A 12,301-nucleotide genomic window follows, 5' to 3' on the forward strand; every position below is an offset into this window, starting at 1 on the left:
TATATTTTTTAGTACTTTTGCGTACAATTTTAACAGTATTCAATAAAAGTAGATATATTTAGTGCGTAAAGCTTATTACATATTATTAGTATTGATGATTCTTACAATAAGTTGTGAGTTTCATTTAAGGCCTAGCGATAGTTATGGAGAAAAATCTGAATTAGAGATATCTCGTTACGATCGTTTGGAAAGTACTTATCTTACCACAGGTGATTTTTCAGCATTGCAACAGATGAACACAGGTTATCCCATGGAAACCCGCACATTGATAGAAGACGTATTAAAATTAGGCGAAGTTAATGACCCAGAGATAAACTCTAAATTTCTTAATTTTTATCAAGATACAATATTACAAAGTATAGTATCTGATGTTGAAGTAGAGTATGCTAATATGGATGATGTGAATAAAAATATGAGTGAAGCTTTTTCTAAATTGAATAAGTTGATACCAGATTTCCCGATGCCTCACATTTATGCTCAAATAGGAGCTCTAGACCAGAGCGTAGTAGTTGGTAATCATAGTATAGGTATCTCTCTAGATAAGTATTTAGGAGAAAAATATCCATTGTATAAAAAGTTCTATTCAGCAGATCAACGTAAGATGATGAATAGGCAATCTATAGTTCCAGACTGTCTTAATTTTTATATTTTAAGTCTGTATCCATTGAAAAATTTTGAGACTAGCAGTCAACTAGAACGTGATATGCACATTGGAAAAATTCAGTGGGTGGCAAACCATGTCATGAAGAAGAAGGTTTTTAATAACGATTACGTAAAGATAGTAAGCTATTATATGAAGAATACAGATACTTCTATAGCCGAACTATTGAAGGATAATAACTATTCTAAAATAATAAGTGAGAGTGGTATTAAGGTTAAGAATGTCCAACCTCAGCCTTAATTTTTTTTCCTTGATATATACCTTCAGAGTTGAGCTTATTATTCAATAGGTTCGTAAACTCATAGTTCTTTATTCCCCAATATGGAGCGACCAACATGTCTTTAGGTGATTGTGAAACAAATCTCTCTAGTACCAAGTCTTTACGTAGATATTGTATATATTCAGCAATCAATGATATATACTCGTCTACGGTATAAAGATGAAAGGGTGTTTGGTTATAGTCGTTAGCTAATTTTGTACCCTTAATTATTTGCAACTGGTGCATCTTTAGAATATCTAGTGGTAAAGAAGAAATAATGGGTGCTTGTCTAAGTGATTCTACTTCATTTTCTCCAGGCAGTCCTAATATTATATGTCCACAGGTTGTTATGCCCCTGCCTGCAGTTTCAAATACCGCCCTTTTGGCGCATTCAAAATTATGCCCTCTATTTATCTTCTTGAGAGTATCGTCGTTAGTAGATTCAATACCATATTCTATAGTAACAAAAGTCTGTCTGTTAAGGGCTTCTAGATAGTCAAGCAATGGTCCTGATATACAATCGGGGCGTGTACCTATAGCTATGCCTACGACATCATCACATTCTAGAGCTTCCTCGTATACGGCTTTAAGTTCATCTACTGTTGAGTATGTATTAGTAAAAGCTTGAAAATAAGCTATATATTTCATTTCAGGATATTTGCGACCAAAGAATATTTTTCCTTCAGATAGTTGTTCTGTAACACTCTTTGTGTTGTCGCAATAAGCAGGGTTGAATGTCTTATTATTACAATAAATGCAGCCACCAAAAGAAATACGTCCATCACGGTTGGGACATGAGAATCCTGCATTTACGGATATTTTTTGTACGCGAAAATCAAACTTTTTACGAATCCAAGAACCGTAGTCATTATATAGAGCTTTATTCATATATTTTAAAACTTATGAGGCGCAAATATACGAAAAATATTGTATCTTTGCGACATAATAAATCAAAATAATATGCTTATGAAATTTTTTTCTATATTATGTACTACATTACTAATTGGTTCAATACAAATGAATGCAGGTAATAAAATTACTGTAAAGCAAATAACTGATAATACTTTCAAGCAGGAAACGCTTGATGACGTAACAACTCTGAATGACGGTGAAGCATATGCACAGATAAGTTCAGATGGTAAGCAGATCGTTAAGTACTCTTTTAAAACAGGTAAACCAATAGGAGCGCTTTTTGATGTTAATACAGTTAGAGGTAAAAAAATACAAAACGTTGATGGATATATAATGAGCCCGGATGGGAAACGTATTCTTATACAAACGCAAACAAAGAGAATCTATCGCCGTTCATTTACCGCCGAGTATTATATTTATGACATCAATAACAATAAGATGGTACCATTGAGTGATAGGGGCCCACAACAAACTCCACTATTTTCTCCTGATGGTAACAACATCGCATTTGTAAGACAAAATAATATATATTTGGTTAAGTTGCTTTATGATAATTCAGAAAGTCAGGTTACTATAGATGGTAAGTTTAACGGGATTATCAATGGAATCCCTGACTGGGTTAATGAAGAGGAATTTTCTACGGCTCGAAGTATGGTCTTTACAGCAGATAGCAAGATGATATGTTGGATACGTTATGATGAATCTAATGTAAAGCAATATTCATTGCAGTTGTTTAAGGGGCTGGAGCCTGAAAGAAATGAATTCGCAGAATACCCCGGACAGTACAGTTACAAGTATCCTGTTCCAGGTGAAGCCAATTCTTCTGTAGAGGCATTGAGTTATGACATACAATCTCATCAGACACGTAAAATGAAGGTAGCTCTTGATGCCGATGGGTATATGCCACGGATTGTTATGACGAAAGATCCTGCTAAAATAGCAGTAATGACATTCAACCGCCATCAAGACGATCTTCGTATATACATGGCAAATCCGCGAAGCACTGTTTCTCAGTTGGTAATAGAAGACAAATCCGATAAATATGTAAAGGAAGAAGGGCTTGAAAATATCTGTTTTACTGATAATCATATACTGCTTCCGAGTGAGAAAGATGGTTTTAATCATTTATATCTCTATGATATCAACGGCAAATTAATACGTAAGATAGGCAAAGGAAACTTTGTTATAAATGATGTGTATGGTTATGATGAGAATAATGGTAACGTTTATTATTCGTCGAACGAAAATGGAGTAACCCAACAGGACGTATATGTGTCAAAATCAAATGGAAGTGTAGAATGCTTAACAAAAAGGGCTGGGTGGAATGATGCTATATTCAGTCATGGCTTTAAATATTTTATTAATATATACAGTAGCATGAATACCCCTTCTGTATATACGATTTGTAATAATTCAGGTCATGAACTTGTTACACTTATAGACAATAAAGCCTTAGATAATAAATTAAAAGAATTTGATATATCAAAATGTGAAATGTTCTCTTTCACAACATCTGAAGGTATAAAACTTAACGGATGGATGATAAAACCTTCTGATTTTGATCCTAATAAGAAATATCCGGTGATTCTATATCAATATAGTGGACCAGGGAATCAGCAAGTACTCAACAAATGGGGGATAGGAGCTTTTGGACAGGGTGCTATCTTTGAAGAATCTTTGGCGCAACAGGGATTTATATGTGTTTGTGTAGATGGTCGCGGCACAGGCGGAAGGGGAGCTGACTTTGAAAAGTGTACATATTTACGACTTGGTGATTTAGAATCAAAAGATCAGGTTGAAACTGCTTTATATATGGGATCTCTACCATATGTAGACAAAGATCGCATAGGAATATGGGGATGGAGCTACGGAGGCTGGAATACGCTGATGAGTATGAGTGAGGGTAGAGGTGTATTTAAAGCTGGTGTTGCTGTGGCCCCACCAACAAACTGGCGCTACTATGATTCTGTTTATACTGAACGCTATATGCGCACTCCAAAAGAGAATAAATCAGGTTATGATGAAGTAAATCCGATTGCCCGTGTAAATAATCTTCATGGAGCGTTACTGATATGTCATGGACTAGCCGATGATAATGTACATTTTCAGAATACAGCAGAGTACACCGAAGCTTTAGTACAAGCTGATAAGGACTTTAAAGAAAATATATATGTGAATAGAAATCATAGTATATATGGAGGTAATACACGTAATCATTTGCTTAGACAGATAACTAATTTCTTTCTTACAGAAATGAAATAAATATAATAATAAAACAAATCAATGAAAACTTTAAAAACTATTTTTGCTTTGTCTTTGTGCATGATGCTACTTACACTGCCTATAGAGGCAAAGCAGAAGGCAAAAACAAAAGACACTTCTGCATCTTCTGTATTGAAGATGATAGAAAAAGTAAATAGTCATTGGCAGTCTACTAATAGCCCTGAAGTTAATGCTTTTTGGGATAATGCTGCTTACTTTACTGGTAATATTGAAGCTTATCGTCTTACAGGTAATGCTAAATATTTGGAGTACAGTGATAAATGGGCACGTTATAACAAATGGCAGGGAGCTACAGAGGCAGACCCTACCAAATGGCTATATAAAAAGTATGGTGAAGATCAGCAACATGTACTGTTTGGAGACTGGCAAATTTGTTTTCAGACATATATAGATATGTATGAAATGAATCCTAATGCTTACAAGATAGCTCGTGCAAAGGAAGTAATGGATTCTGAATGTGCTTCTTCTGCTACTGATTATTGGTATTGGTCTGACGCTTTATATATGGTAATGCCTGTTATGACTAAATTGTATAAGGTTACAGGTAACAAAATGTATCTTGATAAACTATATAAAAACTTTTCTTATGCAGACAATCTGATGTATGATAAAGACAGTCATCTGTATTATAGAGATGCGAAGTACATTTATCCGGAACATAAAACTGTTAAAGGAAATAAAGACTTTTGGTCAAGGGGTGATGGCTGGGTTTTTGCGGGACTTGCTAAAGTATTGCAAGATATGCCCAAATCTTATGAGCATTATTCATATTTCTTACAGAGATTTAAAGAGCTTGCTTCATCAATTGCTAAATGTCAGCAGAAAAAAGGTTATTGGACACGTTCATTGCTTGATGCTGAAGAAGCTAATGGGCCTGAAACTAGTGGAACAGCCTTCTTTACTTACGGATTGCTATGGGGTATGAACCATGGAATTCTGGATGTTGCTACATATAAGCCCGTTGTTGATAAGTCTTGGAATTATCTATCTAATGTAGCTTTACAAAATGACGGTTCTGTTGGTTATGTACAACCAATAGGGGAAAAGGCAATAAAAGGGCAACAGTTGACAGCTAAAAATATATCTAACTTTGGTACTGGTGCTTTTCTTTTGGCTGCATGTGAGAAAGTTCGTTTTGATGACAATAGTGTGAGTGCCTCTAATATAAAACCTTTTGAGGTTGATATTAAAAATAAAGATAATAATTTGTACCATAAGGTTGTAGAATTGGATGCTAAAACGGTCTTTGATAAACTAGGTATATCAGGAGGAAGACAGTTTATTGTTAAGAATGCAGTAGGGCAGGAAGTTCCTTATCAACTGACTTATGATGGCAAAATTCTTATAGAAGCATCTGTACGTCCTTTGGGAACAGCCTCTTTTATTATAAGTAAGGGCTTGCCGGCTACTCCTAAAAATTATGTTTATGGTCGTCAGTATCCTGAACGTGTAGATGATATTGGATGGGAAAATGACAGATGTGCTTATCGTCTTTACGGTCCGGCATTGCAACGAACAGGTGAGGATGCCTATGGTAACGATGTTTGGCTTAAAAATGTTCCTGATTTGGTAGAGGAAGACAGATACCATACAGAAGATATAATGAAAGAGCCTATTGCTGAATTGAAAAAAACAGATAAAGAAGGTGCCGATGCTCTAGAAGAGGCTACCAGTTATCATTATGATCATGGTTATGGATTTGATTGTTATAAGGTTGGTCCAACATTGGGTTGTGGTACTCCGGCATTGCTCGATGGTGATAAAATAATATTTCCATATTGTTATAAGGATTACGAAATATTAGATAATGGTCCTTTACGTTTTACTGTTAGTTTGACTTATAATCCAAGTAAAATAAAAGGAGATAATAATGTGATAGAGCACCGTTTGTTGAGCCTTGATAAAGGTTCAAATTTCAATAAACAGACTGTTTGGTATGATGGACTAACAAAACCTTGCGATTTGTGTGCAGGCGTAGTCATTCATTCAGAAGATACAACTAGCGTTGTTTTAGGCAAAAATTACGTTCAATACGCTGATCCTACCGACAATCCAAAAGGACAAAACTTCCAAATATATGTTGGAACCTTATTTCCTGATTTTGTAAGTTCTACTAAAAAACTTATGTATGAAAATCCAACAAGGGGAAATGCAGGTCATGCGATTGGTATAATAAAGGATTACAAAAGTGGTGAAAAGTATACATACTACTTTGGTGCAGCATGGAGTAAGTATGATTGTCTATCACAGGAAGAATGGCAGATAAGAATTAATTCTTATCTGAATAGCTTAAAATCGCCATTCGAAATTTCTTATAAGTGATTCTGATATATTATAAAAGCCCCCAAAAGTATTAACACTTTTGGGGGCTTTTTATTTGATAATTATCAATTATTCTCTTCGAAGATTTTCATACGTTCTTCTAATAAATCATATTGGTTATCTTTTATAAACGATGTGCATACGCGCAAGCCTTCTTGATGACTTCCTGTAGTTATAAGGCAGATTGCACTTACACCATAATACATGAGTGCATGAGCCAGTTCTCCACTTGTCATGCCATGATATCCAATGGTAAAATAGAATCCGTCTGCGATATCTTCGTCTAGATCTTTGTCATATACAATATAAAACTTATGACGGCAAAAGATTTCTTTTAGTTTATGAGCTCTTTCTCCGTAAATATTAATTTCTTTTCTAAAGTCAAAGGTTCCATCACTTGCAGCCTTTAGCATTGCCGCCATTGCAAATTGAGCGCTATGGCTAGTTCCAGAAGATAGTGCGTAAAGCATACGTGTTGAAAAAACCAAACCGAATGGCAGACCCTCATATCTTGCAGCCAATGCATCGTATTTTCTGTGAAATAATTTATCTGATATACATGTCACTCCAATACGCTCTCCTGCATAACTGAAGGCTTTAGAACCGCTAATAAGAAGAATATAGTTGTCTGTATATCTGGCTACAGTAGCTTGATATGGAGAGGCAAAAGGTGTACTGAGATTTTTGCGGAAGTCCATAGCAAAGTATGCTAGGTCTTCCATTACAATTGCATCATATTTAGTTGCAAGTGTTCCTATCGCTTTTAATTCATCTTCATTAAGACATATCCATGATGGGTTATTGGGATTACTGTATATAATGGTACATATATTACCTTTACTCAAATAACTTTCTAGTTTTGGAGCTAGTTTTTCACCACGGAAATCATATACATCAAAAGTCTCATACTTTACACCTTGTACCTGTAATTGCATCTTTTGCACAGGAAAGCCCGGATCAATAAATAAAACAGTATCTTTTTGGGGATTACATTGTGAGCAAGTGAGGAAAGATGCAAATGTGCCCTGCATAGAACCACATACAGGTATGCATCCCTCTGAACTGATGTCAACACCTATAAATGCCTTAACAAATCTTGATGCTTCTGATTTAAGTGCAGGGAGTCCCTGTATATCAGGATAACTGTGAGCTATTCCGGATTCTAACGCCTTAATCTGTGCGTCAACACCTACTTTTGCAGCTGGAAGTCCGGGAATACCCATCTCCATTTTTATAAATTCTACGCCAGATTCTTTTTCTGCATATGCTGCGATTGATTTAACCTCTCTAATAGTCGCTTTTGCAAAGTCTTGTATGCCAAAATCTTTTATGGCGTTATCTATTATTTCTTTTTTTATTGGAGTTGCTTTCATATTTATTTCTGAGCTTTTTTACCAATAGATAGAGCCTTTATATTAGCCGATACTATTGCATCACCTTTTCTGGCAAATACACGGCTGATTGCAGTCTCCAGTTTTTCGTAGTCAATACCTAGGGCCTTCTGTGCCGCACCTAATAGAATTACGTTAGCAGAACGTGGTACGTTATTGTCTTTTGCTAATTGGTCAATATCAATGGAAATGACATTTTTAAGCTTATCATAATCAGCCTTGAGCTTATCTTGATCTGGATAATTAGGTATATTTATAAAAGGATTGCTAGATGTAATAATCCATCCATCTTTATTCAAATATGGCAGATAACGTAGAGCTTCCATTGGCTCCATACTAATAATAACATCCGCTTGACCTAGAGCAATAAGATCACTGTGTATCGGTTCTGAAGATATACGTAGATTGCTTTGTACATCACCTCCACGTTGAGACATTCCGTGTACTTCGGCCTGTTTGATATACAAATCCTCTTTCATTGCAGCTTCACCTATTATTGTTGCGATAGAGAGAATACCTTGTCCTCCAACACCGCATAATATTATATCTGTTTTCATTAGTTATTCCTCCTTTATTTTTTGTCTTCTGTTTTGTTCTGTTTTAGGTGACGACGTAATGTTTGCATACATTCCCTTCTTGGAATTATAACACTAACACCTTTGTATTCTATCTCTTCGCGAATGGTGTTTGTAATTTCTGCCATGTTTTTTGGCAGTGGTACAACAACCTTTAGATGATTGTCTTCAATACCAAGGCCACGACATATAGCTTCAAACTTATTTGTTCCTGCTGAATCTTGTCCACCTGTCATTGCCGTAGTAAGGTTATCACTTATTATAACTGTAATATTCGCATTTTCGTTTATAGCATCTAATAGACCTGTCATGCCAGAATGAGTAAATGTTGAATCTCCTATTACAGCTACCGCAGGCCATTGTCCTGCATCTGCAGCACCCTTTGCCATTGTTATGCTAGCGCCCATATCTACACAACTATGTATTGCTTTATATGGAGGTAAAAATCCCAAAGTATAGCAACCTATATCTCCAAATACACGCGCATTAGGATAATCTTTTAGAACATCATTAAGAGCCTGATAAACATCTCTGTGCCCGCAACCTTGGCATAGTGCAGGTGGACGTGGAGTGACGTCTTCGCAAGGTGCGAAGCTTTCTTCACATGGAAGTCCTAATGATCTCTTTACTATATCTGGATTCAATTCTCCTGTACGTGGAAGTTCTCCTGAAAGTCTACCTTTAATGATTGCATTTCCAGGCATTATACCTCTTAATACATCTTCAATAAACGGTTGGCCTTCTTCTATTACTAGTATTTCATCGCATTCGGCTGTCAATTTATTTACTAGTATTTTTGGCAATGGATATTGGCTTATTTTAAGTATAGGATAAGGACAACCGTTTGGAAAGCACTCATTTAGATAGTTAAAAGCAATTCCGCTTGTTATTATACCAAGTTTATGGTTTGATCCTTCTATGAATTTATTATATTTGCTATTTAAGGATTCCTCTTCAAGCATTGATTGCTGACCTGTTACTATGACATTACGCTTTCTTGCAAAAGCAGGTAGTAAGACCCAGTCACTTGCTTTAGAATTATAATTTAATTCGTTTTCTTTTCTTGCCTCATCTTTGATATTGACAACAGCACGACTGTGAGCCATTCTTGTTGTTACGCGCATAAGAATTGGAAGATGAATCTTTTCAGAAAAGTCATATGCACTCTCAATCATATCGTATGCTTCTTGCTGATTACTTGGTTCGAATGTCGGAATCATTGCAAACTTGCCATAAAATCTACTATCCTGTTCATCTTGAGATGAGTGCATAGAAGGATCGTCAGCTACTAATACAATTATTCCACCGTTTGTACCTGTCATTGCTGAGTTCACAAAAGGGTCTGCACAAACGTTCAAGCCTACATGCTTCATACATACGAGAGCTCTTTTACCCATGAAAGACATTCCTAAAGCAGCTTCCATAGCTGTCTTTTCGTTAGTAGACCAGCGACTGTGAATCATCCTTTCTTTTGCAAAGGGTGATGTCTGTATGTATTCAGTAATTTCGGTTGATGGAGTACCAGGATAAGCATATACACCGCTTATACCTGCATCAATCGCACCCTGAGCTATAGCCTCATCACCTAATAATAATTTTTTCATATCTTTTATTTTTATATTATTTGATCGTAACTATTATTCTTCGACAATACTTGCCTCTATCCATTCTTTAGCAACTTTATTAGCATCATTAATAGCTGTGGTTTCATCTACATCATAATTTTCGGTTAGTAATATTACCAAATCTGCTATTGAAAAATCCTTTCCAATTACATTGTCCCACAGTAGCGAAGCTGATTCGTTAATGCATATTATATTACTAAAGTCTATATTTTCTTTTCCGACAGCTACAATAATCTGTTCGTTGCAAACTGTACGTTTATTAAATCCTTTTTTTATCTTCATATAACTTTTATTCAATAGGGAAAACTTTTAACCATATGATTCTGTAAAATGCCAATAAATATTTTCTTATTGGTAGCATTCTTATCCAGATATATGAATATATTTTCCACTTTCTACTATAAATATAATCTATCTTATTTTTACGACCTTTTCTATAAAATCCAATTGCAAGACCTTTTATGTCATTCATTCTACAGTGTTCGACGAATATATTACCATCACCCTGTAGTATAACATCCTCTCCATTTATGTCTATAATTCGGTGTAATACGTATATTCCATTATTTATTTCAGCAAGAACTGGATCTGAAACTTTCGGGCTGCTTGGTGATTTAAGTATTGCTTTATCTCGTGTACCTTCGATAAAAGGCCGCATACTAGTTCCCTTAAGCCTGAGTGTTACAGTATGTCCATTTTTAAGCATCCTTACAATCTCTGGCATCAAAATAGAATTATCAAATATAATTTCGTTTATTTTGATATTGTTCTTTGACATATTCTTGCAGACTTTTCATCTGGTAGACAATATAGAGTGTATATAGGTGTATTTTCTATTATCTTTGTTATTGTGTCGCAAATAGCATTGTATTTCTTATCATCCCATTTCATAGATGCGCAAGATGGTAATGAACTTGCAAATGACTCTGCCGGATTCATTCTTTTTATTTTGTCTTCTTTTGCCCTTACTATCTGTGTTATAGCTCCAAGATGAATTCTCTTTTGTTTATAGCATGGCGTTTTTCCACTCCATGGAGAGCCATATATATATGTTTTGTTGCCTAAAACCCTCAAAACGGGGTTGTCATCATTTATTAGTTCTGTACCTTCTATATATTTCATCCAAAGATCTGTATGAGTGCTTTTACCAGTACCGCTTTTGCCTGTAAATGCAAATCCCTTATCATTATGGCAAACCGCAGATGCATGAATCAAAAGAGTTTCATGTAGGCTTCCTACAAATGCAAATATGAGCATTAATGCATTGTTGAGGCCAAATGCCCTCATGCGTGTATCACCGTTTAAAGCGCATACACACTCTGAGAAATCTTTGTTAGTCTGCAACAGACAGCAGTATTTTCCTTCCGTGTTATTTATAATATATTGATAGCCTCCATCTTCTAAACTGTATACTTCTGTATTGCCATTTCCAGTGTCAAAGGTGCCAATGGCATCATTAGCTTTTCTTTGGGATATAGAATCATCAATAGTTAGTTTAAAAAACAAACCGCCAGAGACATAATTAGTTCTGAACGGTTCAAAAGAAGACAGAAGAGTCATATTGTTAATATGAGATTCTGTAAAGATTATACTGATATAAAAATCAGCTATTTTAAAATTATTTGTCCTATTAGAAATCATTACTAATTTACATTCCAGAACCCATACCTCTTGGTCTACCTCCATTACCAGAGAAACTGCCTCCTGATCTATGTCCTTTACCGTTTTCAGGTCTTATACCTTTTTCCTGCATGTTCTTTTCATGTAAAGCCTTCTTTGCTGCTTTTTTCTGTTCTTTGGTCATAGGTTTATTATCTTCTGCGGCCTGTTGAGATGCATCAATAATACTGAAACTGAACTCAGAAGGGGTTATGTATTTAACATCATAGTTTGTCTCGTGTTTCTTTTTCCCTTTTGGATAATTAGAATATTTAAGTTTAAGTTCTGCGTATTTTTTGTCGCATTGTTTGCGATTAGTTGCAAACATTACAATACATGTAGGATGATTCTTGCCAATCTTGTTCTGTATATAATCTCTTAACTGGTAAGAATAATTGTTTCTGTTTATAAGAAATTTTGTTTTGTTGTTAACCCATGCACTGTCTAATTTCTGTACTTCTGTGAAGTACACAGTAGAATCATTAAACGATGCGGCGAAACCGAATATATAAATGGGCGTACGCACATCTTTTGCTGCGATATTAGTCACTGAAAAAGACATCAATGCTACGGCAACTATAAATAAATACTTTAAAAATTTCATTATAAATTAT

11 protein-coding genes are annotated in these 12,301 nt (G+C 35.2%); 3 read left to right on the top strand and 8 right to left on the bottom strand.

Annotated elements, in window-relative coordinates; translation table 11 throughout:
- Positions 1-61 precede the first annotated feature (61 nt).
- Positions 62-901 carry a gliding motility protein GldB-related protein gene (locus XYLOR_RS02535; RefSeq protein WP_051508827.1) on the top strand — a complete coding sequence of 280 codons (840 nt, stop codon included), beginning with the start codon at positions 62-64 and terminating at the stop codon, positions 899-901.
- Here the strand turns inward: XYLOR_RS02535 and mnmL are convergent.
- Positions 876-1,808 (bottom strand): tRNA modification radical SAM protein MnmL/YtqA, encoded by a 933-nt coding sequence (gene mnmL, locus XYLOR_RS02540; protein WP_036876719.1) that lies wholly within the window; start codon positions 1,806-1,808, stop codon positions 876-878. The genes XYLOR_RS02535 and mnmL overlap by 26 nt on opposite strands.
- A 78-nt stretch (positions 1,809-1,886) precedes the next feature.
- On the opposite strand from mnmL, the gene XYLOR_RS02545 reads away from it, so the two are divergent.
- Both XYLOR_RS02545 and XYLOR_RS13890 read left to right on the top strand, forming a co-directional pair.
- Positions 1,887-4,094, top strand: coding sequence for a S9 family peptidase (locus tag XYLOR_RS02545; protein WP_036880557.1), 2,208 nt, complete (start codon positions 1,887-1,889; stop codon positions 4,092-4,094).
- 21 nt (positions 4,095-4,115) lie between these two features.
- Entirely contained in the window at positions 4,116-6,437 is a 2,322-nt protein-coding gene (locus XYLOR_RS13890) for a BT3233 family polysaccharide utilization protein (protein ID WP_036876722.1), read from the top strand.
- A gap of 65 nt (positions 6,438-6,502) precedes the next feature.
- Here the strand turns inward: XYLOR_RS13890 and XYLOR_RS02555 are convergent, their stop codons facing one another.
- The 7 genes from XYLOR_RS02555 to XYLOR_RS02585 are packed head-to-tail and all read right to left on the bottom strand — an operon-like array spanning position 6,503 to position 12,291.
- Positions 6,503-7,810 carry an aminotransferase class I/II-fold pyridoxal phosphate-dependent enzyme gene (locus XYLOR_RS02555; RefSeq protein WP_036876724.1) on the bottom strand — a complete coding sequence of 436 codons (1,308 nt, stop codon included), beginning with the start codon at positions 7,808-7,810 and terminating at the stop codon, positions 6,503-6,505.
- Between the two features lie 2 nt (positions 7,811-7,812).
- Positions 7,813-8,385 carry an indolepyruvate oxidoreductase subunit beta gene (locus XYLOR_RS02560; RefSeq protein ID WP_036876727.1) on the bottom strand — a complete coding sequence of 191 codons (573 nt, stop codon included), beginning with the start codon at positions 8,383-8,385 and terminating at the stop codon, positions 7,813-7,815.
- Positions 8,386-8,399: 14 nt separating this feature from the next.
- Positions 8,400-10,007, bottom strand: coding sequence for a thiamine pyrophosphate-dependent enzyme (locus XYLOR_RS02565; protein WP_036876728.1), 1,608 nt, complete (start codon positions 10,005-10,007; stop codon positions 8,400-8,402).
- Positions 10,008-10,040: 33 nt separating this feature from the next.
- Positions 10,041-10,310: a PqqD family protein gene (locus XYLOR_RS02570; protein ID WP_036880559.1), complete on the bottom strand. Its 270-nt coding sequence runs from the start codon at positions 10,308-10,310 to the stop codon at positions 10,041-10,043.
- 7 nt (positions 10,311-10,317) lie between these two features.
- Positions 10,318-10,806 carry a S24/S26 family peptidase gene (locus tag XYLOR_RS02575; protein ID WP_036876729.1) on the bottom strand — a complete coding sequence of 163 codons (489 nt, stop codon included), beginning with the start codon at positions 10,804-10,806 and terminating at the stop codon, positions 10,318-10,320.
- Complete coding sequence (locus XYLOR_RS02580) at positions 10,782-11,669, bottom strand: phosphoenolpyruvate carboxykinase (ATP) (protein ID WP_036876730.1); 888 nt, start codon at positions 11,667-11,669, stop codon at positions 10,782-10,784. The genes XYLOR_RS02575 and XYLOR_RS02580 overlap by 25 nt, the downstream gene beginning before the upstream one ends.
- Before the next feature lie 7 nt (positions 11,670-11,676).
- A complete protein-coding gene (locus XYLOR_RS02585) occupies positions 11,677-12,291 on the bottom strand; it encodes a hypothetical protein (protein WP_051508828.1) in 615 nt (204 codons plus the stop codon).
- Positions 12,292-12,301 lie beyond the last annotated feature (10 nt).

Origin of the sequence: Xylanibacter oryzae DSM 17970, assembly GCF_000585355.1 — a bacterium.
Taxonomy (GTDB): Bacteria; Bacteroidota; Bacteroidia; order Bacteroidales; family Bacteroidaceae; genus Prevotella; species Prevotella oryzae.